General features: G+C 66.9%; 23 protein-coding genes and 2 tRNA genes. 18 read left to right on the top strand and 7 right to left on the bottom strand.

What is annotated here, in order from left to right:
- Positions 1–135: 135 nt before the first annotated feature.
- Complete coding sequence (locus KDW55_RS08755; RefSeq protein ID WP_040142572.1) at positions 136–951, bottom strand: alpha/beta hydrolase; 816 nt, start codon at positions 949–951, stop codon at positions 136–138.
- 81 nt (positions 952–1,032) lie between these two features.
- Between KDW55_RS08755 and KDW55_RS08750 the strand changes: the two genes are divergently transcribed.
- Entirely contained in the window at positions 1,033–1,644 is a 612-nt protein-coding gene (locus tag KDW55_RS08750) for a CGNR zinc finger domain-containing protein (protein WP_212161801.1), read from the top strand.
- Between the two features lie 24 nt (positions 1,645–1,668).
- Here the strand turns inward: KDW55_RS08750 and KDW55_RS08745 are convergent, their stop codons facing one another.
- Positions 1,669–2,718, bottom strand: coding sequence for a DUF3592 domain-containing protein (locus tag KDW55_RS08745; protein WP_212161800.1), 1,050 nt, complete (start codon positions 2,716–2,718; stop codon positions 1,669–1,671).
- A 188-nt stretch (positions 2,719–2,906) separates the two neighbouring features.
- Positions 2,907–2,982 (bottom strand) — tRNA-Lys (locus KDW55_RS08740).
- 189 nt (positions 2,983–3,171) lie between these two features.
- Between KDW55_RS08740 and KDW55_RS08735 the strand changes: the two genes are divergently transcribed.
- Both KDW55_RS08735 and KDW55_RS08730 read left to right on the top strand, forming a co-directional pair.
- Entirely contained in the window at positions 3,172–3,576 is a 405-nt protein-coding gene (locus KDW55_RS08735; RefSeq protein WP_040142566.1) for a PaaI family thioesterase, read from the top strand.
- Between the two features lie 8 nt (positions 3,577–3,584).
- On the top strand, positions 3,585–4,451 hold the full coding sequence (locus KDW55_RS08730) for a patatin-like phospholipase family protein (RefSeq protein ID WP_040142564.1): 867 nt from the start codon (positions 3,585–3,587) through the stop codon (positions 4,449–4,451).
- Positions 4,452–4,519: 68 nt separating this feature from the next.
- Here KDW55_RS08730 and KDW55_RS08725 read toward each other — a convergent pair whose 3' ends face one another.
- Complete coding sequence (locus tag KDW55_RS08725) at positions 4,520–5,533, bottom strand: D-2-hydroxyacid dehydrogenase family protein (RefSeq protein WP_212161799.1); 1,014 nt, start codon at positions 5,531–5,533, stop codon at positions 4,520–4,522.
- A 426-nt stretch (positions 5,534–5,959) separates the two neighbouring features.
- Here KDW55_RS08725 and KDW55_RS08720 point away from each other — a divergent pair, with 426 nt between their 5' ends.
- Entirely contained in the window at positions 5,960–7,009 is a 1,050-nt protein-coding gene (locus KDW55_RS08720) for a LysR family transcriptional regulator (RefSeq protein WP_040142562.1), read from the top strand.
- 135 nt (positions 7,010–7,144) lie between these two features.
- On the opposite strand, the gene KDW55_RS08715 is transcribed toward KDW55_RS08720, so the two are convergent.
- The 3 genes from KDW55_RS08715 to dprA form a co-directional block, all read right to left on the bottom strand.
- On the bottom strand, positions 7,145–9,742 hold the full coding sequence (locus KDW55_RS08715) for a DNA topoisomerase III (RefSeq protein ID WP_212161798.1): 2,598 nt from the start codon (positions 9,740–9,742) through the stop codon (positions 7,145–7,147).
- 193 nt (positions 9,743–9,935) lie between these two features.
- Entirely contained in the window at positions 9,936–10,316 is a 381-nt protein-coding gene (locus tag KDW55_RS08710; RefSeq protein ID WP_040142559.1) for a thioredoxin family protein, read from the bottom strand.
- A gap of 36 nt (positions 10,317–10,352) precedes the next feature.
- Positions 10,353–11,702, bottom strand: a complete 1,350-nt coding sequence (dprA, locus tag KDW55_RS08705; protein WP_040142557.1) for a DNA-processing protein DprA — start codon at positions 11,700–11,702, stop codon at positions 10,353–10,355.
- Positions 11,703–11,887: 185 nt separating this feature from the next.
- On the opposite strand from dprA, the gene def reads away from it, so the two are divergent.
- The 14 genes from def to KDW55_RS08635 all read left to right on the top strand — a co-directional run bounded on the left by def (position 11,888) and on the right by KDW55_RS08635 (position 24,644).
- Positions 11,888–12,391 (top strand): peptide deformylase, encoded by a 504-nt coding sequence (gene def / locus KDW55_RS08700; RefSeq protein ID WP_040142555.1) that lies wholly within the window; start codon positions 11,888–11,890, stop codon positions 12,389–12,391.
- Positions 12,392–12,423: 32 nt separating this feature from the next.
- On the top strand, positions 12,424–13,407 hold the full coding sequence (fmt, locus tag KDW55_RS08695) for a methionyl-tRNA formyltransferase (protein ID WP_069241890.1): 984 nt from the start codon (positions 12,424–12,426) through the stop codon (positions 13,405–13,407).
- A gap of 110 nt (positions 13,408–13,517) precedes the next feature.
- Positions 13,518–14,159, top strand: coding sequence for a LysE family translocator (locus KDW55_RS08690; RefSeq protein WP_040142550.1), 642 nt, complete (start codon positions 13,518–13,520; stop codon positions 14,157–14,159).
- A gap of 99 nt (positions 14,160–14,258) precedes the next feature.
- Entirely contained in the window at positions 14,259–15,116 is an 858-nt protein-coding gene (gene htpX, locus KDW55_RS08685; RefSeq protein ID WP_006485774.1) for a zinc metalloprotease HtpX, read from the top strand.
- 186 nt (positions 15,117–15,302) lie between these two features.
- Entirely contained in the window at positions 15,303–16,691 is a 1,389-nt protein-coding gene (rsmB, locus tag KDW55_RS08680; RefSeq protein WP_212161797.1) for a 16S rRNA (cytosine(967)-C(5))-methyltransferase RsmB, read from the top strand.
- Entirely contained in the window at positions 16,688–17,278 is a 591-nt protein-coding gene (locus KDW55_RS08675) for a DUF4390 domain-containing protein (protein ID WP_040142545.1), read from the top strand. The genes rsmB and KDW55_RS08675 overlap by 4 nt, the downstream gene beginning before the upstream one ends.
- The gene (gene esaS / locus KDW55_RS08670; RefSeq protein ID WP_040142543.1) at positions 17,268–19,682 is read left to right on the top strand and encodes a sensor histidine kinase EsaS; all 2,415 of its coding nucleotides are present in this window, start codon (positions 17,268–17,270) and stop codon (positions 19,680–19,682) included. Before KDW55_RS08675 ends, esaS begins: the two co-directional genes overlap by 11 nt.
- Positions 19,683–20,384 carry a response regulator transcription factor EsaR gene (esaR, locus tag KDW55_RS08665; protein WP_040142540.1) on the top strand — a complete coding sequence of 234 codons (702 nt, stop codon included), beginning with the start codon at positions 19,683–19,685 and terminating at the stop codon, positions 20,382–20,384.
- 61 nt (positions 20,385–20,445) lie between these two features.
- A tRNA-Phe gene (locus KDW55_RS08660) sits at positions 20,446–20,521 on the top strand.
- A 351-nt stretch (positions 20,522–20,872) separates the two neighbouring features.
- Entirely contained in the window at positions 20,873–21,607 is a 735-nt protein-coding gene (queC, locus tag KDW55_RS08655) for a 7-cyano-7-deazaguanine synthase QueC (protein WP_040142538.1), read from the top strand.
- A 75-nt stretch (positions 21,608–21,682) separates the two neighbouring features.
- Positions 21,683–22,315: a 7-carboxy-7-deazaguanine synthase gene (gene queE / locus KDW55_RS08650; RefSeq protein ID WP_040142536.1), complete on the top strand. Its 633-nt coding sequence runs from the start codon at positions 21,683–21,685 to the stop codon at positions 22,313–22,315.
- Between the two features lie 18 nt (positions 22,316–22,333).
- On the top strand, positions 22,334–22,786 hold the full coding sequence (queD, locus tag KDW55_RS08645; protein ID WP_040142535.1) for a 6-carboxytetrahydropterin synthase QueD: 453 nt from the start codon (positions 22,334–22,336) through the stop codon (positions 22,784–22,786).
- Positions 22,787–23,085: 299 nt separating this feature from the next.
- Positions 23,086–23,871 (top strand): aldolase/citrate lyase family protein, encoded by a 786-nt coding sequence (locus KDW55_RS08640; protein WP_040142533.1) that lies wholly within the window; start codon positions 23,086–23,088, stop codon positions 23,869–23,871.
- Positions 23,868–24,644 carry a tetratricopeptide repeat protein gene (locus KDW55_RS08635; RefSeq protein WP_040142531.1) on the top strand — a complete coding sequence of 259 codons (777 nt, stop codon included), beginning with the start codon at positions 23,868–23,870 and terminating at the stop codon, positions 24,642–24,644. The genes KDW55_RS08640 and KDW55_RS08635 overlap by 4 nt, the downstream gene beginning before the upstream one ends.
- Positions 24,645–24,688: the final 44 nt, after the last annotated feature.

The following is a 24,688-nucleotide window of genomic DNA, read 5'->3' as shown; positions in this document are numbered from 1 at the left end:
GCACGCAAGGATGCGTCGCTCGCCGGACGCTGGCGGCGCGCCTTCAGCTAGTACATGTATCCGTCGATCGCGGTGATCGTGGTGACAGCGCGTACCGCCGTGCTGACGCGCGACGCTGCACGGAGTCGCCGCCGATTAACGTGGCGCGTGCGCGTCGAGCACCGCGGCGACGATCGCTTCCGGCGCATCTTCCTGAACGAGGTGTCCCGCACGCGGCACACGGATCAGCTTGCCGCCGGCGATCCGGTCGGCAAGTGCCTGCCCCTGTTCGAGCGGAATCCACGCATCTTCGTCGCCCCACACGATGCGCACCGGAAAATCCGGCGACGCATAGCGGGCCTCGGCTTCTTCGATGTAGCGCTGGCGCATTTGCGCGATCTGGCGGTAGAACGCCGCCTGACCGCTCGGTGTAAGCCACGGGGAACGGTAGATCGACAGCACGTCGTCGCCCAACGGCCGTGCGACCGCGTTACCGATATAGGCCGACACCAGCGCGTGATGCGCATAGGCCGGCAAGCCGGCGAACGCGGCTTCGTGCTGCGCGACGTGCCGCACGAACGGCGAGCCTTGCGGCGCGATCGCGACCGGGTTCACGAGCGTCAGGTCGGAATACGCGACGCCGTCGAGGAAATGCGCGCGCAGCACCGTCGCGCCGCCGTAGTCGTGCGCAAGCACGCGCGGGCGCGACAGCTTCCATTCGGCGAGCAGCGCGCCGAACAGCGCGTTCTGCCGGCCGAGCGATACATCCGCGTCGGGCATGTCGGACTGGCCATAGCCAAGCAGGTCGTAGAAGAACACGCGATGGCGCCGGGCGAGCCACGGCGCGATCCGCCGCCACACCTGCGACGAAAACGGCGTGCCGTGCACGAGCACGAGCGGCGGCCCTTCACCGAGCGTGCCCCATGCGATCCGGTGACCTTCGAAAATGAAGCGGTTGGCTAGCTCCAGCATCGCTGCCTCCGTGATAACCTGTTTTGGTCGTTAACAGGTTACGCCGGTTTGCCCGGACATGAAACCTATTGGATCGAATAAATGGTTACTCGACGCGAGTCTGCGCGGCCGGCACACAGCTGGGGCGCGGCGGATTTCATTGGCGGCCATCCGGCGCTGGACTTCCTGAACACGGTCGCCGATACGGGGAAGACGCGCGACGACGAGAAGCTCGTCGACTGGCAGGCCGTGCGTGCGTGGGCCGGGAAGTCGGGATTGCTGGGGCAGGCCGACCTCACGCGGTTTCTGCGTCGTCCACGACAGGACGGCGCAAACGAACTGGTCGAATTGCGTCGCTTTCGCGAGGATGCGCATGCGGCGCTTGCGCACCTGACGGCCGGCGGCGGCAGCGCCGGTGCGCGCGCGGCCGATCGGCTTTCGATGGCGATTCGCGATGCGATCGGACGCAGCACGTTCGACGCGATCGATGGCCGCTTTGCGTGGCGGCCCGATGCGCGCGCGGCGTCGCGCTGGATCGATGCGGCCGCGCTCGGATTCGAGCAGCTGCTGCGCAGCGACGATTTCGCGCGCATTCGGCAGTGCGGCCGCTGCACGTGGTTTTTCGTGGATCGCGGTCGCGGCGTCGGACGGCGCTGGTGCGACATGCGCACGTGCGGGAACCGCGCGAAGGCCGAAGCGTTCAGGGAGCGATGACGGGCAAGCGGCACACCACGTGCATCATTCGGGGAGTTCGTGCGGTCGATTCTCGGGCCACAGCGCGCCGGCGACGAACAGTCCGGCGACGAGGAGCGGCGCGCCGATCGCGAACAGGATCGCGGTGAGCCCCCAGCGCTCCCAGAACTGGTCGATGACGGCGCGCTCCGGTGTGACGGGGTCGTACAGCACGTTCACGATCTCGCCTTCGTACAGCGTGGGGCGCGACGACGCCGACCCTTGCGTGAAACGGATCGTGCGGCCGCTGTCGGTCGTGAACGCGACAATCGCCGAATAAAGCGACGCGGAGGTGTGGGGCGAGCGTGGGGTTTCCGCGATCTCGACGACGTGACCTGTCGAGTGCGCGTATTGACGGGCGATCTGCCATTCGCGCAGGCCGGCTGCGCCGGCACCGGCCAGCAAGCCGGTGCCGATCGCGATCGGAATCAGCGCAACCGCGATGTTCCAGCGGCGCGGTGCCATGTTGCCGGTAGGCGCGGCCGATGGCGCGCTGCCGTGACGACTGCGCCGCTCGCTCACGTACAGCAGGCTGCCGATCGCGAGCGACGCGACCGCGAGCAGCGCCGGCACCGCTACGGGAAGCCAGCGTTGTGCGAAATCGTCGACCAGCGCAGGACGGTTCGGATGATCGGGATCGATCAGTACGTCGACGCTTTCGCCGATGTCGTAAGCCGGAACCAGCGATGCAGTATTGCCGACGACTTCACGGCGCCGGCCATCGTTCCCGAGGTAAGCAACGATCGGGCGGTACGCGCGCATCGCGTCGCTGTCCTGCACGATGCGCACGACCGTGCCCGGTGCGCGGATGAGGTTGCCCGAAGCGGCGGTTCCGATGACGGCGAGCCCAACTGCGACGACGAGCAGCGCAATGCCGAGCGCAAAGGCGACGAGTGCGTCCTTACGCAGCATGGGCGGATCCGCTGCGCGCGTGGTGCGATGAATCCGGATGCGATCGGGTGGGTGGCGCGGCGTGACGTGCGCGCCGCTGTCGGCGTGACCATGCCCTCTCAATGGTCGCGTCTCGCTCACATGATTCCATGTATGACGTCCCATGCTCTCTCAGTGCCGGCTCGCGATGCGGCGATCACGTGTCGGTCGTGTGATATTTATCGGACGATTCTAGCGGAAAGTGCGCGCGCGAGGGATTGAACTGACGGGCTACCGTGGTGCGGGCAGAGGGCGGGGACGCGGCGGAAATGAAAAAGGCCGGTCAGCTTGCGCTGACCGGCCTTCGAAATTCCTGGTGGGGCGTGAGTGACTCGAACACTCGACCTACGGATTAAGAGTCCGCTGCTCTACCAACTGAGCTAACGCCCCCAACAGAAGAAAGATTATGCACGGGTATTTCGGCCTTGGCAAGCCTTTTCTGCAAATTCCGTCAAAATATTTTGTCGCGGCATGTGCCGCCGCCGGCGGGATAACGAGCGATCGCAGTTGGCCCGCTCCCGGTATGATGACGACCAACTGTTGCGCGGCGGTCGCGCAACGCTTTCAGGGCATTCGAAGATGGACGAAAACGCAGTCCGCGAATTGCTGGATCGCCTGCTGGCCCCGTGGGTCCGCTCGCTGGGTCTGGTCCCCGTATCGATCGGCGACGACAGCGTCACGATGCGCCTGCCGTTTTCCGGCGAATTCCGTCATTCGGGCGGCATCATCTGCGGCCAGGTGTTCACGGCCGCAGCCGACACCGCGATGGTTGTCGCGATCTCGGTCGCGCTCGGCGAATTCCGGCCGATGACGACCGTGTCGCTGAACACCAACTTCATGCGCCCGGTGCGCAAGGGCGACGTGCTCGTCACCGCGCGCGTGCTGCGGATGGGTCGCAATCTCGTGTTCGGCGAAGTCGAATTGTTCGACGAGGACGGCAAAATGGCCGTGCACGCGACGTCGACGTACGCGCTCGTCAGCTGAGCGGCGCGATGTTCGACCAGATCGTCTTCGCGGGCGGCGGCAATCGTTGCTGGTGGCAGGCCGGCTTCTGGGACGTCGCGCAACCGGCGCTCGGCTTGCGCCCGCGCGTGATCGCCGGCATCTCGGCCGGCGCGGCGACTGCATGCATGCTGTATACGCGCGACGCTGCGTGGGTGATGCGCTACTACGAGGAAGCGCTGCGCCACAACCGCAAGAACGCGTACTGGCGCAACCTGTTCGGGCGCGAGCCGGTGTTTCCGCATTACCGGATCTACCGCCAGGCATTGCTCGACATCTACGGCGAGCCGTTCGCGCGGCTCGCGGATGCGCCGGAGATCCGTATCGGCGTATCGCACGTGCCGCGCTGGCTCGGTGCGCGCAGCGCGGTCGCCGCGGGCCTCGTCGCGTACAACATCGAAAAGTACCTGCGCAAGACGCTGCACCCGACGCTCGGGCGCACGCTCGGCTTTCGGCCGGAGTTCGTGCGCGCGCAGGCCTGCGCGAACGTCGACGAACTCGCCGACCTGATCCTGCAGTCGTCCTGCACGCCACCGTTCACCCCGGTGCTGCGGCGCGGCGGCCGGCCGGTGCTCGACGGCGGGATGGTCGACAACGTGCCGGTCGGCGCGCTCGATCCGTCGCCCGGCGACGTGCTGGTGCTCGTCACGCGGCTGTATCCGCGTCCACAGATGTTCACGGTCGCGCATGGCGACCAGCGGCGGCTCTACGTACAGCCGTCGAGCAAGGTGCCGATTTCGAGCTGGGATTACACGAGTCCGTCGCAGATGCAGCATGCGTACGACCTCGGGCGGCGCGACGGCGAGCATTTCCTCACGCGTGTCGCCGCGATGACGGGCGGCCGCGCGGTCGCCTGAAGAGCAGGCGCGGGAAGTACGGCCGCGCAGCGAGCGCGGCCGCCCTGTCAGCGGTCAGCGGTCAGCGATCAGCGCACACGACGCGGCGTCAGCGCTTCCGGATTGACGACGCTCGACAGGTCCCCCTGGTCGAACGCGAGGATGTTCTTGAATGCCGCGCTGAAATAGAGCTCGTAGCTCTCGCGCTCGACGTAGCCGATGTGCGGCGTGCAAATCACGTTTTCCATCCGCAGCAGGCTGTAGCCCTGCAGGATCGGCTCGCTTTCGAACACGTCGATCGCGACCATCCCAGGACGGTTGTGCGACAGCGCGTTGACGAGCGCGTTCTCCTCGAGCAGCTCCGCGCGGCTCGTGTTGACGAGCAGCGACGTCGGCTTCATCCGCATCAGGTCTTCCTGCTTGACGATTCCGCGCGTGTCGTCGTGCAGGCGCAGGTGCAGCGACAGCACGTCGCTCTGCTCGAACAGCGCGTCGCGGCTCTCGGCGGCCATGTAGCCGTCGGCGCGTGCGGCCTCGAGCGAATGCTCGCGGCCCCAGATCATCACGTTCATCCCGAATGCCTTGCCGTAGCCGGCAACCAGCCGCCCGATCTTGCCGTAGCCCCAGATGCCTAGCGTCTGGCCGCGCAGCACCTGGCCGAGACCGAAGTTCGGCGGCAGCGCCGAGGTCTTCAGGCCCGACTGCTGCCACGCACCCTGCTTCAGGTTCGCGACGTATTGCGGAATCCGGCGCTGCGCTGCCATTACGAGCGCCCACGTCAATTCGGCCGGCGCGACCGGCGAACCCGTACCTTCGAGTACCGCGATGCCGCGGTCGGTACAGGCCTCGAGGTCGATGTGGCTCGAGATGCGGCCGGTCTGGCTGATCATGCGCAGGTTCGGCAGCTTCGCGAGCAGTTGCGACGAAATCGGCGTGCGCTCGCGGATCAGCACGAGCGCCTCGACTTCCGCCAGACGGCTCGCGAGTTGCCCCAGGCCGCGCACCGTGTTGTTGAAGACCTTCACGTCGTGCTCGGCGAGCATCTCGAAGCAGTTCAGCTTGCGGACGGCGTCCTGGTAGTCGTCGAGAATGGCAATTTTCATGGTCAGCGGGAGTCGCGCGTTGAAAGCGGCACCGGCGGCGGCGCACATTGCGCGCCCGTGCCGCCGGGCCGGGGCCGACATGATGCTACTTCCGCGGCCTTCGTGGGACCTTTTTAACAGGTTGTTACGCTCCGCCGCAATCGGCGCAGGCCTGACGCCGCGGCGCCCCCGTACCGCGCGCGGGGGTGCGCTGCTGTGTCGCATCAAACATGTCCTTTCTGATTCGGCCGCTTCGAGGCTGAGGTTCACCCAATTGTTGCTCCAATCAGAATAATTGGATCATCCGTTCGCGATCGGTGAGGATTTTTGACTATTTTTATCGCGAACGACCGTGTTGTTGAGCAACTCTGCATCATTTCCGCTGTCGTAGGAGAATTACGCATTTGCTTCAACTTTTTGAAGTTGTAACAGCGGCAGGAGTCGTTTATGGATCATTTGCAGTCGATGCGCGTGTTCGTCAAGGTTGCGGATCTCGGCAGTTTCGCGCGGGCCGCGAGTGCAATGGATATTTCCAACGCGGTCGCGACGCGTCATGTCGCCGATCTGGAAGGCCGGCTGGGCACGCGGTTGCTGAACCGCACCACGCGCAGCCTTTCGCTGACGGAGTCGGGCCAGGTCTATCTGGAGCGGGCGCGCCAGATTCTCGATGAGCTCGAGGATGTCGAGCAGATGGTCGTCGCGCGCAATCACGAGCCGGTCGGCACGTTGCGCATCGTCGCGCCGGTCGTGTTCGGCCTGCATAACCTTGCTCCCGTCCTGCAGTCGTACACGGAGAATTTCCCGAAAGTGGTGCCAGACCTGACGCTGGTCGACCGCCAGGTCGATCTCGTCGAGGAAGGTTTCGACGTCGGGATCGTCGTCACGCGCCAGATGCGCAGCGCGAGCATCGTCACGCGACGGCTGACCACCGGCTGCATGACCGTGTGCGCGACCCCGAGCTACCTCGAAAAGCATGGTGTGCCGACCCACCCGGAACAGCTCGCCGAGCACCCGGCCCTGAGCCTGCCGACCGAATACTGGGGCGACGAGCGCGTGTTCACGGGCCCGGACGGCGAAGTTCGCGTGCGCCCGACCAACGTGATCGTCGCGAACAACACCGCGATGCTGCGCCAGTTCGCGCTGCTCGGGATGGGCGTCGCGATTCTGCCGAGCTACCTGATCGGCAGCGACATCGCGCGCGGTGCGCTGGTGCGGCTGCTCCCGGATTTCCGGCTGCCGCAGGTCGAAATCAACATCGCATACCCGAGCCGGCGCCATCTGCCCGCGAAGGTGCGCACGTTCATCGACCATCTCGTCGAACACTTCAGCCATTCGACGGACGCGACGATGGGCGAGCAGTGGGCCGCGCAGGGTGCGGGGCCGGCGCCGGTGGGCGTCGAAATGCGTGCGGATCCGGTCGAATCGACAGGCCCGAACCTGCAACCGCGTCTCGCACGTGCACCACGCGCGCGGGTGGCGGCGCCGTCGCCGCTGTAACAGCACGCGCGGTTAGCGCACACTGGCGCTGCGTCGGCGCCAATAAAAAAACGCGGATCGAGCAATCGATCCGCGTTTTTTTGTCGCCAGCGCGACCGGCATGCGACGCGCCGGGGCGCCTTGGCTGCTACGTCGTCACGAGCCCGTCTTGCGTGCCGTCGTCTTGCGGGCGGCGGTCTTGCGCGCCGGTGCCGGTTTCTCTTCGGCACCTTCCGTCACGGTTTCGGCGTCCTTCGTCGCCGATTTTGCCGTCTTCTTCGCCGCGGCGGCCTTCGGTTCCTTCTTCTCGAACTCGAAACCGATCTTGCCGTCCGGCTGCTTCACGAGGAACGCCTTGAAGTTGCGGCCGGTGCGTGACGACTTGAAGTTCGGCAGCAGATCGGTGCGGCCGTCCGCCAGCAGCTTCGCCATCTGTTCGCGCGTGATTTCCTGCTGCAGGATCACCTTGCCCGAACGGAAGTCGCAGGTTTTCGGATTCGCGACCGAGTGCTCGCACACGTAGCTCATGCCGTGTTCGAACACGCGGCCCTTGCACTTCGGGCACGCGCCGACCGGCTCTTGCGCGGAGAAGTCGGGCGCTTCGCCTTCGTCGCCGCCCTGATCCTGGCCGAAGTCGAACTCGAGCTTGTAGTTCTTCGTTTCATCGTCGAACGACAGCTTCAGGATCGCCGAGAACGGCCGCCCCATCTTGCTGCGGAAACCGGACAGCGGCCCGATCGTCTTCTCCCGCAGCAGTTCCTCGACTTCCGCGATTTCGAACTGCCGGCTGCCCGGAATCTTCGAGATCGAGAAATCGCATTTCGTGCACGCGAAGCGGCGATAGTTTTCCTTCACCTGGCCGCCGCAGTTCGGGCACGGCGTCTCGAGCGTCGCGTAATCGCCGGGAATCGTGTCGGAGTCGTATTCCTTCGCGCGCTTGACGATCTGCTGCGTCATGCGGGCGATTTCCTGCATGAATGCATCGCGGCCGAGGTTGCCGCGCTCCATCTGCGACAGCTTGTATTCCCATTCGCCGGTGAGCTCGGGCGCGGTCAGTTCCTTCACGCCGAGCCCGCGCAGCAGCGTCATCAGCTGGAACGCCTTCGCGGTCGGAATCAGCTCGCGGCCTTCGCGCACGAGATACTTCTCGCCGAGCAGGCCTTCGATGATCGCTGCGCGCGTCGCCGGCGTGCCGAGGCCCTTCGCGGCCATCGCCTCGCGCAGCTCGTCGTCCTCGACGAGCTTGCCCGCGCCTTCCATCGCGGACAGCAGCGTCGCTTCCGAGTAGCGTGCGGGCGGCTTCGTCACGAGCGCGACGGCCGCGATCTCGTCCGTCTTCACCTTCTCGTCCTTCTGCACCGGTACCAGGTTCGCGTCGGCGCCCTCGGCGTCGCGGCCGTACACCTGCAGCCAGCCCGGCTCGACCAGGACCTTGCCTTCCGTCTTGAAGTGATGGCCGGCAACCTCGGTGATGCGGGTCGTGACGCGGAATTCGGCGGCCGGAAAGAACACCGCGAGGAAGCGCTTGACGACCATGTCGTACAGCTTTTGCTCCGGCTCGGAGAGCGACTTCGGCGCCTGCAGCGTCGGGATGATTGCAAAGTGATCGCTGATCTTCGAATTGTCGAAGATCCGCTTGTTCGGCTTCACCCAGCCTTTGTCGAGCACCTGCTTCGCATGCGGCAGGTAATTGTGGCTCTCCTTGAGCATCTCGAGCGTCGACTGCACCGTCGACAGGTAGTCTTCGGGCAGCGCGCGCGCATCGGTACGCGGGTAGGTCAGTACCTTGTGCTTTTCATACAGCGCCTGTGCGAGACCGAGCGTGTTCTTCGCGGAGAAGCCGAAACGGCTGTTCGCCTCGCGCTGCAAGCTTGTCAGGTCGAACAGCAGCGGCGACAGTTGGGTCGACGGCTTCGATTCCTCGGACACCGTGCCGATCTGGTCGCGGCAGGCGGCAACGATCGTTTCCGCGGCCGGCAAGCTCCAGAGCCGCGAATCGCGCTTTTCCGGGTCGAATTCGTCGCGCTTGAATTTCGGGTCGAACCACTTGCCTTCGTAGAAGCCGCCGGCGCACGCGAACTCCGCCTTCACTTCCCAATAGTCGCGCGGGACGAAACGGCGAATTTTTTCTTCACGTTCGACGACGATCGACAGCGTTGGCGTCTGCACCCGGCCGACGGTCGTGAGGAAGAAGCCGCCGCCCTTGCTGTTGAACGCCGTCATCGCACGCGTGCCGTTGATGCCGACGAGCCAGTCGGCCTCGGAGCGGCAGCGCGCTGCGTCGGCGAGCGGCTGCATGTCCGCGTCGCTGCGCAGATGCGCGAAACCGTCGCGGATTGCCTGCGGCGTCATCGATTGCAGCCACAGGCGCTGGACGGGCTGCTTCGCCTTCGCGTGCTGCACGATCAGGCGGAAAATCAGCTCGCCCTCGCGCCCCGCGTCACATGCGTTGATCAGGCGATCGACGTCCTTGCGCTTCATCAGCTTGGTGAGCACCTTCAGGCGCGACTCGCTTTTTGCGATCGGGTTCAGGTCGAAATGCGGGGGGATGACGGGCAGATGAGCGAAGCTCCACTTCCCGCGCTTGACCTCGTACTCTTCCGGGGCGGCGATTTCGAGCAGGTGGCCGACCGCGGACGACAGGACGAATTCGTCGCTCTCGAAGTATTCGTCATGCTTGGTAAAGCCGCCCAAAGCGCGCGCGATGTCGTTCGCGACAGAAGGCTTTTCCGCAATGATCAGTGCTTTGGACATGACAGATGTGTGTTGGTAGACCGGGTTCGCCGGCGTGGGTCCCTTTTACGACGGCTTTATAGCACACGCGGCGGCGGCGACGGCTCGGCGTGTAAAAAGCGGCTCATCATAGAGGGGGGCTGCAACGGCGGCAAGCGCGGCTGCTGCGGCGGCCTCTCGATTCCATCCGACCCCGGCCGGACATCCGCGCCGTTCAAGCCTCGACGTTCAGGATGTTGCGCAATTTCGGTGCGTGCGGTGCACCGGGCACCGCGCTTAGGTCGGCCAGCATCCGCTCGACGATCGCCGCGTGCGGCAGCACTGTGCCGAAGAAGCGCGCGGTGTTCGCGTCCTCGATCAGAATCGTCGGGAAATTCTCGACGTCGAGGTCGTCGAGCCGGTCGGCATGGGTCTCGATGTCGATCCACGCAAAGCATGCATCGGGATGCGCGTCGGCGAGTTGGTCGAAGGCCGCACGGTAGTCGCGGCAGGTGCCGCACCAGTCGGCGCACAGGCAGGCGACCAGCAGCGTGTCGGGATCGGCGAGGCGCTCGGCGATCCGATCGGCGTCGGTGTCGAGATTCAGCGCGGGCATGGAATTCCTTGGATATCTTCGGCGGCACAGCCGCTCCTATGCGGGGGAATGTAGCACGCCGGCCGGGGCCGGGGTGGGGGCCGCGTCAAGCCGCGCGAAACGGCCGCCGGGCACGCTCGCGACGCGGCCGGCCAGTTCGAGCGCAAGCAGCGCACGGTGCAGCGGCTCGTCGGACAGGCCGCTGTGCTCGGCCAGCCATTCGTATGTGACGGGGCCGTATCCCAACGCAGCGAGCACGGCTTGCTCGGCCGGATCATCGGCCGGAGCGGCAGCGATCGCGCCGGTTGCGCCGGGCACCGCGGCCTCCGTGGCTGCGCCGGACGGTGCCGCGTCACTCGCGGTCGCGCCGGACTCCCCCGACTGTCGGCAGGCGCAGCCCGCAGCATCGTCGCTATCGGGGCGCGAACGCGGCGTCGCCGCAGCGCCGGTCGGAACCTCCGCCGGGTCGCGCAGCCCGTATTCCTCCAGCACGTCGAACGGTGTCACGGTGAGCTTCGCGCCGTCGCGAATCAGCGCGTGGCAACCCTGCGCGAGCGGCGCGTGGATCGAACCGGGCATCGCGAATACGTCGCGGCCGAGCTCGTTCGCGAGCCGTGCGGTGATCAGCGAGCCGGAGCGAGGCGCAGCTTCGACGACCAGCGCACCGAGCGCCAGCGCGGCGATCAGCCGGTTGCGCTGCGGAAAATGCGATGCGCGCGCCGGCGTGCCGAGCGGCCATTCCGACACAATCGCGCCGCGGGCGGCGATCTCATGCGCCAGCGACCGGTGCCTTGCCGGATAGACGAGATCGGTGCCGGTTGCGATGACCGCGATCGTGCCGGCGCGGCCGTCAAGCCCGCCACGGTGCGCGGCGGCGTCGATGCCAAGCGCGAGGCCGGAGACGATCGCCAACCCGGCATCGGACAGTGCACGCGCGAAGTGCGTCGCGTCGGCGAGCCCCTGCGGCGTCGCATGCCGGCTGCCGACCACCGCCATGCCGCGCGCATGCAGCAGCTCGACCCTGCCTTTTACATATAGCAGCGGCGGCGGATCGTGCAGATCGCGCAGCCGCGGCGGGTATGCGGGATCGCCGAGCGTGACGATCGCATTGCCCGGCAGTTCGAGCCACGCGAGCGCGGCGTCGGTGCTCTCGTCGAGGTCGTCGCGCTCGCTGGCGCGCACCGCCCGTGCGGCCGCCACGCTGGTCACCGCCGCGATTGCGTCATCCGGCGCGCGCAGCAGCGCCGCCGGCGAGCCGAAAGCATCGAGCAGTGCCCGCAACACCGCGGGCGAGAGGCCCGTTGCATGCGCGAGCTGTAGCCACGCGCGCAGCGCGGCGGGCGTCAGCGCTTGCGGCGACATGAGGCTGCCCTCCAATGCGACCGCCAGCGCAGCGCGTGGCGCCATGATAAAATTTTCATCATCCGAAATACTCGACAGGGCCGCGCGCACGGGCGTTCGGCCAATTGCATGAGGCATGACCTGCGGCATTGATATGCCGCGCGTCCGCCTCATCTTCATTGCATCCCGGCAGTGGCGCCAGCCGGCCGGATGGCCGATGCGGCACGCCGCTCCACCGATTACCGAACACCATGGCTTTGCTGAACATTCTTCATTACCCCGACAAGCGGCTGCACAAGGTCGCCAAGCCCGTCGACAAGGTCGACGACCGGATCCGCAAGCTCGTCGCCGATATGGCCGAAACCATGTACGCGGCGCCGGGCATCGGCCTCGCGGCAACGCAGGTCGACGTGCACGAGCGCGTGATCGTGATCGACGTGTCCGAAGAGAAGAACGAGCTGCGCGCGTTCATCAACCCGGAGATCATCTGGTCGAGCGACGCGAAGCAGGTCTACGAGGAAGGCTGCCTGTCGGTGCCGGGAATCTACGACGAAGTCGAGCGCCCGGATCACGTGCGCGTGCGCGCACTCAACGAGCACGGCGAAACCTTCGAGCTCGACTGCGAAGGTTTGCTCGCGGTGTGCGTGCAGCACGAGATGGATCACCTGATGGGGCGCGTGTTCGTCGAATACCTGTCGCCGCTGAAGCAGACGCGCATCAAGACGAAGATGAAGAAACTCGAACGCGCGATGTGACGCGTGCTCGCCCAGTCCTCCCGAACGCTGTCATGACCCATACGTTGCGCGTGATTTTTGCCGGCACGCCGGAATTCGCCGCGGCCGCACTCGCCGCGATCCACGAGGCCGGCTTCCCGGTGCCGCTCGTACTCACCCAGCCCGACCGCCCGGCCGGGCGCGGAATGAAGCTGCAGGCGAGCGCGGTGAAGCGCTATGCCGTCGAGCACGGAATGCCCGTCGCGCAACCGCCGTCGCTGCGGCGCGCGGGCAAGTACCCGCAAGAGGCGGCGGACGCGATCGAGCTGCTGCGCACGACCCCGCACGACGTGATGGTGGTAGCCGCGTACGGCTTGCTGCTCCCGCAGGAAGTGCTCGACACTCCGCGCGCCGGCTGCATCAATATCCACGCATCGCTGCTGCCGCGCTGGCGCGGCGCCGCGCCGATTCACCGCGCGATCGAGGCCGGTGACGCCGAAACGGGCGTCACGCTCATGCAGATGGACGTCGGCCTCGACACCGGCGCGATGATCGACGAAGCGCGCGTTGCGATCGGGCCGGACGACACGACGGCGACGCTGCACGATCGGCTCGCCGCCGCCGGTGCGCGGCTGATCGTCGACGCGCTCGTGCGGCTCGAGCGCGATGGCGCGCTGGCCGCCACCCCGCAGCCGGCTGACGGCGTGACCTATGCGGAAAAGATCGGCAAGCACGAAGCGGCGCTCGACTGGCGCAAGCCGGCCGACGTGCTCGCGCGCCAGGTGCGTGCGTTCGACCCGTTCCCGGGCGGCGTCGCGACGCTCGACGGCGCGGCGATCAAGCTGTGGGCGGCCGAGCCTGTGGCGGCGCGTGGCGACGCGGCGCCCGGCACGATCGTGGAAGCCGCGCCGGACGGTGTGGTCGTCGCGTGCGGCAGCGGTGCGCTGCGCGTCACGCAGTTGCAGAAGCCGGGCGGCAAGCGGCTTCCGGCGCGCGAATTCCTGGCCGGCTCACCGCTCGCCGCGGGCCAATGCTTCGCGTTGCCCGACGCGGGCTGAGCGACATTCGACACGACATCCCATCCGCGTGCAATCGGCCGGATGGCCGAGTCGCGCGCTGCGACAGGCGCGCGTAGAATTTCACTGCGCTTTCCGGTTTTGAGGTTCCCATGCTCGGCATCACCCATTTCGGCTTTTTCGTGCTCGCGGTTTTCCTGTTGAACGTCACGCCTGGTCCCGACACCGCATACATCGTCGGCCGCAGCGTCGCGCAGGGTCGCAGCGCGGGCCTGATGTCCGGGCTTGGCATCTCGGCCGGCTGCTGCGTGCACGCGCTCGCATGCGCGTTCGGGCTGACCGCGCTGCTCGCCGCATCGGCTGCCGCGTTCACGGTGATCAAGCTGGTCGGTGCCGCATACCTGATCTACCTCGGCGTGCGGATGATCTTCTCGAAGCAGGCAGGCGCGCCGGCGGGAGCGCCGGCAGGGCAGCCCGCAGTCGCGAAGCCGCTGCGCCAGTTGTTCATGCAGGGTTTCTGGACCAACGTGCTGAACCCGAAGGTCGTGCTGTTCTTCGTGTCGTTCTTCCCGCAATTCGTGTCGGCCGACAGCCCGCACAAGGCGTTGGCGTTTCTGGCGCTCGGTTCGGTATTCGTCGTCATGAGCACCATCTGGTCCTGTATCGTCGCGTGGGTCGCGGGCACCGTCACGCAACGTTTTTCCGGCAAGCCGGGCGTCAAGAAGTGGCTCGACCGCACGGTCGGCAGCGCATTCGTGGGCCTGGGGCTGCGGCTCGCGGCGACGCAGCGCTGAAATTGAATTTTTCCGGCAAGACCTTATCTAACAAATCGCTTACAATTTTCCGCCGCACCCATGATGTGCGGCGGGTCACCTGACGGATAAGGAGTGGGTATGTTCAATTGGGTCAAAACGGCGATGCTGATGGCCGCGATCACGGCCCTGTTCATCGTGATCGGCGGCATGATCGGCGGCTCGCGCGGCATGACGATCGCGCTGCTGTTCGCCCTCGGCATGAATTTCTTCTCGTACTGGTTCTCCGACAAGATGGTGCTGCGCATGTACAACGCGCAGGAAGTCGACGAGAACACGGCGCCGCAGTTCTATCGGATGGTGCGCGAGCTCGCCACGCGCGCGAACCTGCCGATGCCGCGCGTCTACCTGATCAACGAGGATGCGCCGAACGCGTTCGCGACCGGCCGCAACCCCGAGCACGCCGCGGTCGCCGCGACGACGGGCATCCTGCGCGTGCTGTCCGAACGCGAGATGCGCGGCGTGATGGCGCACGAACTCGCGCACGTAAAGCATCGCGACATTCTGATCTCGACGATCACAGCGACGATGGCGGGCGCGATCTCGGCGCTGGCGAACTTCGCGATGTTCTTTGGCGGCCGCGACGAAAACGGCCGGCCGGCCAATCCGATCGCCGGCATTGCAGTCGCGCTGCTCGCGCCGATTGCCGGCGCGCTGATCCAGATGGCGATCTCGCGGGCGCGCGAGTTCGAGGCCGACCGCGGCGGCGCGCAGATCTCCGGCGATCCGCAGTCGCTCGCCACCGCGCTCGACAAGATCCATCGCTATGCGGCTGGCATTCCGTTCCAGGCGGCCGAAGCGCATCCGGCCACCGCGCAGATGATGATCATGAACCCGCTGCACGGCGGTGGGCTGCAGAACCTGTTCTCCACGCACCCTGCCACCGAGGAGCGCATCGCGCGACTGATGGAAATGGCACGCACCGGCCGGTTCGACTGAGCCGCGCCCCGTTGCGCACGCAGCCGCACGTCACCCCGCATGCCTCGCGCTGCGGGGTGTTTCATTTGCGCGTCTCGTAAAGGGGCCGTATTGGCCTCACGCTACAATGCGCGGTTTGGAATCGCGACGGCCACGCGGCAGCGCGATTCCCGCCGCTCGCGGCGCCCGATTGCCGATTTTGTTCCGATGACACGAACCCGCTCCTCCGCTCAGTCTTCCTCCGGTCGCCCCGCGCGTCTGTCCGCGCTGCACCTCGCGCCCGATTCGCTGGGCTTCGCGCTCGACTCGGCCGCGCAGGCAGTCGACGCGGTTCGGCGCGGCACCGCGCTGCCGGCGGCGTTGGCGGCGGTGTTCGCGCAGATGCCGGCCGGCGCGCAGGCGCTGGCGCGCGGCGCGACGCAGGACGTCGCGTACCGGACGATGCGTCGGCTCGGCAGTGCGGACTGGCTGATCGGCCGACTCGTCAGCAAGGCGCCGCCTGCACACGTGCATGCGGTACTCGCCGGTGCGCTCGCGCTGCTGCTCGATCCGGAGGACGCGGCCGCGTATCCCGCATTCACGATCGTCGACCAGGCCGTGACCGTGATCGGCGCGCGGCGCGAGCACGCGTTCGCGAAGGGGCTCGTCAACGCGGTGCTGCGGCGTTTTCAGCGCGAGCGCGACACGCTCGTCGCCGCGATGCAGGACGATCCGGTCGCGCGCTGGAACTACCGCCCGTGGTGGATCGATGCGGTGAAGCGCGCATGGCCCGATGCATGGCGCGCGATTCTCGCTGCAGGCGAGCGCCAGGGCCCGCTGACCCTGCGCGTGAACGCACGCCGCGCGAGTGTCGACGCGTATCTCGACACGCTGCGCGCGAGCGGGATCGACGCGACGGCGATCGGCCGCCACGCGGTGCGGCTCGCATCGGCGATGCCGGTCGAACGCATTCCGGGCTTCGCCGACGGCATCGTGTCGGTGCAGGACGCCGGCGCGCAATGCGCGGCCGAATGGCTCGGTGCGCGCGACGGCATGCGCGTGCTCGATGCGTGCGCGGCGCCTGGCGGCAAGACCGGTCACATCCTGGAACTCGCCGATGCGGAAGTCGTTGCGCTCGAAAGCGACGCATCGCGCGCGGCGCGTATCGGCGAGAATCTCTCGCGCCTGTCGCTCACCGCCGACGTGCGAGTCGGCGACGCGGGCGCGCCGCACGCGTGGCACGACGGCCGTCCGTTCGACCGGATCCTGGCCGACGTGCCGTGCTCGGCGTCGGGCATCGTACGCCGCCATCCCGACATTCGCTGGCTGCGCCGCGAAGCCGACATCGCGGCGCTCGTCGCGGAACAGCGCCGCATCCTGACCGCGCTGTGGCCGCTCTTGAAACCGGGCGGCGAGCTGCTCTATGTGACATGTTCGATCTTCCCCGAGGAGGGCGAATTGCAGGCCCGCTGGTTTGAAGCGGCCTGTGAAGATGCGGTACGATTGGACGCGCCCGGCCAACTGCTGCCGGGCGGCGCGCACGGCGGGGGGGCCGGCGCACTCGACCAGAACACCGATCACGACGGATTCTTCTACGCGCGGTTTCAGAAACGGTGACGATCAAACACCTTTTTCCACTTCGGTTCGCGGCCGTCCTGCTGGTCGCGTTGGCGCTGTGCGTGGCCGTCGTTCGGCCCGCGCGCGCCGAATCGATCGCCGTGCAGCGCGCGTCGCTGCAGGCTGACGGAAGCGGCTGGAGCCTCGATGCCCGATTCGAGTTCGAACTGAACCCGAGCCTCGAGGATGCCGTCAACAAGGGCATCCCGCTTTACTTCACGACGGACTTCGAACTGAGCCGCGCGCGCTGGTACTGGTTCGACGAGCAGCCCGTGTCGGTGTCACAGACGATCCGCCTGTCGTTCCAGCCGCTCACGCGCGAGTACCGCGTGTCGACGGGCGGGCTGCAGCTCGGCTTCCCGTCGTTGAAGGATGCGCTCGCGGTCGTGCGGCACATCACGTCGTGGCACGTGATCGACCGCAACCAGGTGCGTGCCGGCGAAACCTACACGGCGTCGGTGCGGATGCAGCTCGATACGGCGCTGATGCCGAAGCCGTTCCAGGTCGACGCGGTCAACAACCGCGACTGGACGCTCGGGTCCGACTGGAAACGCTTCAACTTCACGGTGACCGAACGTGCTAAATAAAGTGCGCCGCGCGGCCAGCGGGAAGAGCCTGCTCATACGCGTGATCGTGTCGACCGTCGCGATCACGGCGCTGCTGCTGCTCGTGCTGCTCGCGGCCGCGAGCGCGAACACCGAGTTTTTCGACCGCTACTACTCGTGGCTGTACGCGATGAACATCATCGTCGCGCTCGTGTTCCTGCTGGTGGTGCTCGGGCTGATCGGGATGATCGTCGTGCGGCTGAGGAAGGGCAAGTTCGGCACGCGGCTGCTCGCGAAGCTCGCGGTGTTCTTCGCGCTCGTCGGCGTGGTGCCGGGCGGGATCATCTATATCGTGTCGTACCAGTTCGTGTCGCGCAGTATCGAGTCGTGGTTCGACGTGAACGTCGAGACCGCGCTGACGGCCGGCCTGAATCTCGGCCGCGGGATGCTCGACGCGTCGCTGTCCGACCTGCAGACGAAGGCGCGGCTGATGTCCGACCAGCTCGCGAGCGTCGATGCGAACACGAACGGTACGACGCTCACGCTGCTGCGCCTGCGCGACCAGTTCGGCGTGCAGGACGCGACGATCGTCGAGCCGAGCCGCGGCGGCTCGGGCGCCGCGCCGGATCTGCACATCGTTGCGCAGGCGTCGGGCAATTTCGCCGCGCTGATTCCGGACGACCTGCCGACGCCGCTGATGCTGAGTCAGGCGCGCGAACACGGCGCATACGCGGCGATCGAGGGCGAAGTCGACGGCGATCCGCGCGCGCACGGCGCGAAGGGCGCGCTGCGGCTGCGCGTCGTGCGGCCGATTCCGGACGCGACGACATCGCTGCTGCAGCCGGCCGAGCGGTTCCTGCAGCTCACGCAGCCGGTGCCGCCGACGCTCGCGCACAACGCGGATGCCGTGCAGCGCGCGTATCGCGAGTATCAGGAAAAATCGCTCGGCCGCACGGGCCTGCGCAAGATGTACATCGGCACGCTGACGCTCGCGCTGTTCCTCGCGACGTTCATCGCGATGATGCTCGCGCTCGCGCTCGGCCAGCAGCTTGCACGGCCGCTGTTTCTGCTCGCGCAGGGCACGAAGGAGATCACGGAAGGCGACTACACGCCGAAGCGCGAGATCAAGTCGCGCGACGAGCTCGGCTTCCTCACGCAGTCGTTCAACGCGATGACGCGCCAGCTGTCCGAGGCGCGGCTCGCGGTCGAGAAGAACCGGATCGCGCTCGAACACTCGAAGACGTATCTCGAGAGCATCCTCGCGAATCTGACTGCCGGCGTGTTCGTACTCGACCGCCAGTTCCGGCTGACCACGGCCAACCGCGGCGCCGAACGCATCTTCCGGCAGCCGTTCGGTTCGATGATCGGCACGGCGCTCGACCGGATCGGCGTCGTCGCCGAGTTCGGCGCGATGGTGCGCAAGGCGTTCGCCGATCGCGAAGCGGCGTCCGACGGCGGCAGCGGCGATCGCGGCCACTGGCAGCAGCAGTTCGCGATCGAAGTGCCAGGCGAAAGCGATCCGCTGACGCTGCTCGTGCGCGGCACGCGCCTCGTATCGACGGTGGAAGGCGAGGCCGACGATCCGCAAACGTCCGGCTACGTGGTCGTGTTCGACGACATCTCCGACGTGATTTCCGCGCAGCGTTCGGTTGCGTGGGGCGAGGTCGCGCGGCGGCTCGCGCACGAGATCAAGAATCCGCTGACGCCGATCCAGCTGTCGGCCGAGCGGCTGCAGATGAAGCTGTCGGACAAGCTCGAGCCGCACGATGCCGATGTGCTCAAGCGCGGCGCGACGATGATCGTGAACCAGGTGGCCGCGATGAAGCGGATGGTCGACGACTTCCGCGAATACGCGCGCACGCCGCCGGCGGTGCTCGCGAACCTGCAGCTGAACGAACTGGCGAGCGAGGTGCTCGGGCTGTATGGTGTCGGCGAAGGCAAGAGCGCGATCGTCGCCGAGCTCGCGCCGTCGCTACCGGTGATTCGCGGGGATGCGACGCAGCTGCGCCAGGTGATACACAACCTGCTGCAGAACGCGCAGGACTCGGTCGCGGACGTCGCGCATCCGCGTGTGTTGATCGAAACCAAGACAGTAGAATATGGCGATCCCGACGCCGAGGGTAAAACGCGCGTCGCGGTACGTCTTACCGTGTCCGACAACGGGCCCGGTTTTCCGGCACGCATCCTGACCCGTGCGTTCGAGCCTTATGTGACGACGAAGGCGAAGGGCACGGGGCTCGGGTTGGCCACGGTCAAGAAAATCGTCGACGAGCACGGCGCGCGGATCGATCTGCGCAATCGCATGCACGGCGAGACCGTCGAGGGTGCGCAGGTGTCGATCCTGTTCCTGCAGATGGCGAGCGATACGCCAGGCGCCGATCATGGCGCGCAGGGCGGGGCGGCGCCCGCCAAGACAAAAGCAAGTGTGCAGACAAAGGCAGCGTAAATGGCAACCATCCTGGTGGTAGATGATGAAATGGGCATCCGGGAATTGCTCTCGGAGATCCTCAGCGATGAAGGACATGTCGTGGAGGCGGCGGAGAACGCGCAGGCCGCGCGGGAATACCGGCTGAATCAGGCGCCCGATCTCGTGCTGCTCGATATCTGGATGCCCGATACCGACGGCGTCACGCTGCTCAAGGAATGGGCGGCGCAGGGGCTGTTGACGATGCCCGTGATCATGATGTCCGGGCACGCAACGATCGACACGGCGGTCGAAGCGACGAAGATCGGCGCCCTCGATTTCCTCGAGAAGCCGATCGCGCTGCAGAAGCTGTTGAAGTCGGTCGAGCACGGCCTCGCGCGCGGCGCGGCGCCGGTGTCGGTCAACGCGGCGGCGAAGGCCGGCGGCGGCCAGGTGTCCGGACCGGTGGCGGTTGCGTCCGCGGCGGCGTTGCCGACGCTCGGCGACGACATGGCCGCGGCGCTCGGCCTTGCAGGCCAGACGGCCGCGATTCCGTTCGACATCCCGTTGCGCGAAGCACGCGACGCGTTCGAGCGCGCGTACTTCGAATATCACCTCGCGCGCGAGAACGGCAGCATGACCCGCGTCGCGGAAAAGACTGGCCTGGAACGCACGCACCTGTATCGCAAGCTCAAGCAACTGGGCGTCGAGCTCGGCAAGAAGCCGTCGGAAGGCGCCGCTTAAAAATATTTCGCGAAAACACTTGCACAAGGACTGAGGGCTCGATATAATTTCCTTCTTCGTTGGCCCGGTAGCTCAGTTGGTAGAGCAGCGGATTGAAAATCCGCGTGTCGATGGTTCGATTCCGTCCCAGGCCACCAGCATTTAAAACCCCAAGAATCGGAAGGTTCTTGGGGTTTTTCGTTTGTGGTGGGTATCGCGCGTCAGTGGCGACGTGCCCGGCAGCATTCGGCGGGGCATGATAAAATCCGTGCCCGCTCAATGACTTAGCGCATTGCTTGAGGCGGCACGGCTGGCTGCCCGCTGGTGCTGCCGTGACGCGCGGCAACGATGCCGCGCGATGGGCGGTATAAGCGCGACGCCGCGTCCGCGGCCGGTCACGCTGCCTATACTGGTCGAGCCGGCGCAGGCCGGCACGCGTCGGGCCGCCCGGCGGCAGCCGGCCCCGGCGCGCAGCGCGACGCGAGCCTACACATTCACGGAGTATCACGGTGATTCGGACAGACGCTAAAGACGGCGCGCTCGTGTTGTTTTCCGGCGGGCAGGACTCGGCCACGTGCGTGGCGTGGGCCCTCGAACGCTACCAGACGGTCGAGACGCTCGGCTTCGATTACGGCCAACGGCACCGCGTCGAGCTCGAATGTCGCGAAGGCGTGCGCGAGGCGCTCAAGCGCCAGTTTCCCGCATGGGCCGATCGCCTCGGCGACGATCACATGATCGACCTGTCAGTGCTCGGCGCAATCAGCGATACCGCAATGACGCGCACGATCGAGATCGAGACCGCGGCGAACGGCTTGCCGAACACCTTCGTGCCGGGCCGCAACCTGCTGTTCATGACGATCGCGGCCGCGATTGCGTATCGCCGCGGGTTGCGGGTGCTGGTCGGCGGGATGTGCGAGACCGACTTCTCCGGCTATCCCGACTGCCGTGACGACACGATGAAGGCGCTGCAGGTCGCGCTGAACCTCGGGATGGACACGCGCGTCGTGCTCGAGACGCCGCTGATGTGGCTCGACAAGGCGCAGACCTGGCAGCTCGCGGAACAGCTCGGCGGCGCGGCGCTCGTCGAACTGATCCGCGTCGAGACGCACACGTGCTACGTGGGCGAGCGCGCGGAACTGCACGACTGGGGCTTCGGCTGCGGCGAATGCCCGGCGTGCAAGTTGCGCAAGCGCGGCTACGAGGCTTACCTGAAGGGCGAGCGCGTGACCGAAGCGCCGCTGTGACGCGGATGCGCGGGCGGCGCCGGATGAACAACGAATTCTGATCGACAACGAGCGGCGCGAGCCGGACGAAGCACGATGACTTACGCGGTCAAGGAAATTTTCTACACGTTGCAGGGCGAGGGCGCGAACGCGGGCCGGCCGGCCGTGTTCTGCCGGTTCGCCGGCTGCAATCTGTGGTCGGGCCGCGAAGAGGATCGTGCGGACGCCGTGTGCCGCTTCTGCGATACCGACTTCGTCGGCACCGACGGCGAGAACGGCGGCAAGTTCAAGGACGCCGAAGCGCTGGTGGCGACGATCGCCGCGCAGTGGCCGGACGGCGAAGCGCACCGTTTCGTCGTCTGCACGGGCGGCGAACCGATGCTGCAGCTCGACCAGCCGCTCGTCGACGCGCTGCACGCGGCCGGTTTCGAGATCGCGATCGAGACCAACGGGTCGCTGCCGGTGCTCGACACGATCGACTGGATCTGCGTGAGCCCGAAGGCCGACGCGCCGCTCGTCGTCACGAAAGGCAACGAACTGAAGGTCGTGATTCCGCAGGACAACCAGCGGCTTGCCGACTACGCGAAGCTCGATTTCGAGTATTTTCTCGTGCAGCCGATGGACGGCCCGTCGCGCGACATTAACACGAAGCTCGCGATCGACTGGTGCAAGCGGCATCCGCAGTGGCGGCTGTCGATGCAGACCCACAAATATCTGAACATTCCCTGAGCCACGGCTTTTGACATCGTGCTGATTACCCGAAAACTCGAATTCGACGCGGGCCACCGCATTCCCGATCACCGCAGCCAGTGCAGGAACCTGCACGGCCATCGCTACGTGCTCGAAATCACGCTGCGCGGCGATCTCGTCGATACCGAGGGGGCGCCCGATCGCGGCATGGTGATGGATTTCGCCGACGTGAAGGCGCTCGCGGTCGAGCACCTCGTCAACAAGTGGGATCACGCGTTCCTGGTCTATGCGCGCGACGAGGTCGTGCGCTCGTTCCTCGAGCAGATGGCCGACCACAAGACCGTCGTGCTCGACCGGATCCCGACCGTCGAGAACCTCGCGGCGATCGCGTTCGACATCCTCGCGAACGTGTACGACGCGCATTACGGCGTGAATCTGCGGCTCGAGCGTGTGCGCCTGTACGAAACGCCGAACTGCTGGGCCGACGTCGAGCGTCAACCGGGCCGCTGATCTTCCATTCGCGGCAGCCGCGCCGGCCCGCGCGCTGCCCTCCCGCCGCGCCGTGCGGTCCCGCCCGCCGCCGCTTCCCGCCTGATCCCACATCCGCCTGTCGCCGCGCTATGATCGTCGCATGGCGCCGGAGCGCGCGCCCCGCGCGCGATCACGCTGTCCCGCCGTCAGATCGGCCGCCAGGCGCCGACTAACGTTCTAGGGGGCGGTCCGGTTCCGTGCTGCGCCGCACGACGCTTTGCCGCTTCCGTCCGTTGCTTGTCCCGTTCGATTGCCGTTCCGTCCAGGAGCCCGTATCGATGAGCACGCTCACCAATTCCCTCAAGCAGCGTCTGCGCGACGGCGACGAGCCGCTGTATGGCCTGTGGCTGTCGCTCGGATGCGATTCGGTCGCGGAAGCGCTCGCGCACGCCGGCTACGACTGGCTCTGCATCGACATGGAGCACGCGCCGAACGACAGTCGCGACGTCGCATCGCAGCTGCGCGCGCTGGCCGCCGCGCATCTGCCGAGCGAGCCCGTCGTCCGCGTGCCGGGGCGCGAGCCGTGGCTTGTGAAGCGCGCGCTCGACGCCGGCGCGCGCACGCTGATGTTCCCTTGCGTCGAGACGTCCGACGAGGCCGCGCACGCGGTGCGGCTCACGCGCTTTCCGTCGCCGGATTCGCCGGACGGGCTGCGCGGCGTCGCCGGGATGGTACGGGCGGCCGCATACGGCATGCGCCGCGAGTACCTGCAGACCGCGAACGCGCAGGTCGCGGTGATCGTGCAGATCGAATCGGCGCGCGGGATCGACGAAGTCGAGCGGATCGCCGCGACGCCGGGCATCGACTGCCTGTTCGTCGGCCCGGCCGATTTGGCGGCGAGCCTCGGGCATCTCGGCGACAGCCGTCACCCGGACGTCGAAGCCGCGATGGCGCGCGTGCTCGCGGCAGGCAAGCACGCCGGCGTCGCGGTCGGCATCTTCGCGAGCGATACGGCGAGCGCGCGGCAATATCGCGAGGCAGGCTACCGGATGATTACGCTGTCTGCCGACGTGACCTGGCTGCTGCGCGCGACACGGCAGGCGCTGCAGGAGGCACGGTCATGAACGGCGGTGGCGATACGGGCAATGGGCGCGCGCAGCGCGCGATCGACGCACGCGGGCGGATCGGCGCGACGCTCGGGCTTTTGGCCGTCTGCGCGGCCGCATGGGCGCAGAATGCGCCGCACACGAAGCCTGACCCGGCGCACGAGACGCAGTCGGCGGTCGCCGATTACAACGCCGGCGACTATCGCGCGGCGCTGGTGCAGTTCCACGATGCGGCCGAACGAGGCGACCGGCTCGCGCAGTTCAACTACGCGATGATGCTGCTCACCGGCGTTGGCGTGACCGCGAACGTGGACGAAGGGCTGCGCTGGCTGAAACGGGCCGCCGACGCGAACATGTCGCACGCGCAGTATGTGTACGGGCGGATGTTCGACGACGGCGAGTTCGTCGCGCGCAATCCGGCCGAAGCGCACCGCTGGTTCCTGCGCGCGGCGAAGCAGGGGCACGTGCAGGCCGAGCTGTCGCTCGCGAACCAGTTCCTCGACGGACGCGGCACGCCGCGCGATAACCGGCAGGCGTTCGTGTGGTACAAGCAGGCGGCCGACGCAGGCGAGCCGACCGCGCAGTACGTGACGGCTTCGTTCTACGAGCGCGGCGGCGACGGCGTCACGCAGAATCTGAACATCGCGCGCGCGTATTACGCCGCTGCAGCCGCGCACGGCGACGAGGCCGCCGGTTTGAAATTCAAGGAGCTGAGTGCGCGGCTTAAGGCGCAGGAGCCGGCGTCGGGCGCCGGAGCCGACCCGGGTAGCCCGCGCGCGACGCCGCAGTGAGCGATCCGGATCACGGCACCCGACGGCCGTCACAGCGAATGCGG

The sequence above is a fragment of the Burkholderia sp. AU19243 genome, assembly GCF_018148075.1.
Classification (GTDB): domain Bacteria; phylum Pseudomonadota; class Gammaproteobacteria; order Burkholderiales; family Burkholderiaceae; genus Burkholderia; species Burkholderia latens_A.
This window is presented reverse-complemented; position numbering and strand designations above follow the sequence as displayed.

What these genes read in the sequence shown, in the direction of transcription:
- KDW55_RS08755 (WP_040142572.1), bottom strand. Translation starts at nt 951, where the DNA reads ATGCTGGAGCTAGCCAACCGCTTCATTTTCGAAGGTCACCGGATCGCA.
- KDW55_RS08750 (WP_212161801.1), top strand. Translation starts at nt 1,033, where the DNA reads ATGGTTACTCGACGCGAGTCTGCGCGGCCGGCACACAGCTGGGGCGCG.
- KDW55_RS08745 (WP_212161800.1), bottom strand. Translation starts at nt 2,718, where the DNA reads ATGGGACGTCATACATGGAATCATGTGAGCGAGACGCGACCATTGAGA.
- KDW55_RS08735 (WP_040142566.1), top strand. Translation starts at nt 3,172, where the DNA reads ATGGACGAAAACGCAGTCCGCGAATTGCTGGATCGCCTGCTGGCCCCG.
- KDW55_RS08730 (WP_040142564.1), top strand. Translation starts at nt 3,585, where the DNA reads ATGTTCGACCAGATCGTCTTCGCGGGCGGCGGCAATCGTTGCTGGTGG.
- KDW55_RS08725 (WP_212161799.1), bottom strand. Translation starts at nt 5,533, where the DNA reads ATGAAAATTGCCATTCTCGACGACTACCAGGACGCCGTCCGCAAGCTG.
- KDW55_RS08720 (WP_040142562.1), top strand. Translation starts at nt 5,960, where the DNA reads ATGGATCATTTGCAGTCGATGCGCGTGTTCGTCAAGGTTGCGGATCTC.
- KDW55_RS08715 (WP_212161798.1), bottom strand. Translation starts at nt 9,742, where the DNA reads ATGTCCAAAGCACTGATCATTGCGGAAAAGCCTTCTGTCGCGAACGAC.
- KDW55_RS08710 (WP_040142559.1), bottom strand. Translation starts at nt 10,316, where the DNA reads ATGCCCGCGCTGAATCTCGACACCGACGCCGATCGGATCGCCGAGCGC.
- dprA (WP_040142557.1), bottom strand. Translation starts at nt 11,702, where the DNA reads ATGGCGCCACGCGCTGCGCTGGCGGTCGCATTGGAGGGCAGCCTCATG.
- def (WP_040142555.1), top strand. Translation starts at nt 11,888, where the DNA reads ATGGCTTTGCTGAACATTCTTCATTACCCCGACAAGCGGCTGCACAAG.
- fmt (WP_069241890.1), top strand. Translation starts at nt 12,424, where the DNA reads ATGACCCATACGTTGCGCGTGATTTTTGCCGGCACGCCGGAATTCGCC.
- KDW55_RS08690 (WP_040142550.1), top strand. Translation starts at nt 13,518, where the DNA reads ATGCTCGGCATCACCCATTTCGGCTTTTTCGTGCTCGCGGTTTTCCTG.
- htpX (WP_006485774.1), top strand. Translation starts at nt 14,259, where the DNA reads ATGTTCAATTGGGTCAAAACGGCGATGCTGATGGCCGCGATCACGGCC.
- rsmB (WP_212161797.1), top strand. Translation starts at nt 15,303, where the DNA reads ATGACACGAACCCGCTCCTCCGCTCAGTCTTCCTCCGGTCGCCCCGCG.
- esaR (WP_040142540.1), top strand. Translation starts at nt 19,683, where the DNA reads ATGGCAACCATCCTGGTGGTAGATGATGAAATGGGCATCCGGGAATTG.
- queE (WP_040142536.1), top strand. Translation starts at nt 21,683, where the DNA reads ATGACTTACGCGGTCAAGGAAATTTTCTACACGTTGCAGGGCGAGGGC.
- KDW55_RS08640 (WP_040142533.1), top strand. Translation starts at nt 23,086, where the DNA reads ATGAGCACGCTCACCAATTCCCTCAAGCAGCGTCTGCGCGACGGCGAC.
- KDW55_RS08635 (WP_040142531.1), top strand. Translation starts at nt 23,868, where the DNA reads ATGAACGGCGGTGGCGATACGGGCAATGGGCGCGCGCAGCGCGCGATC.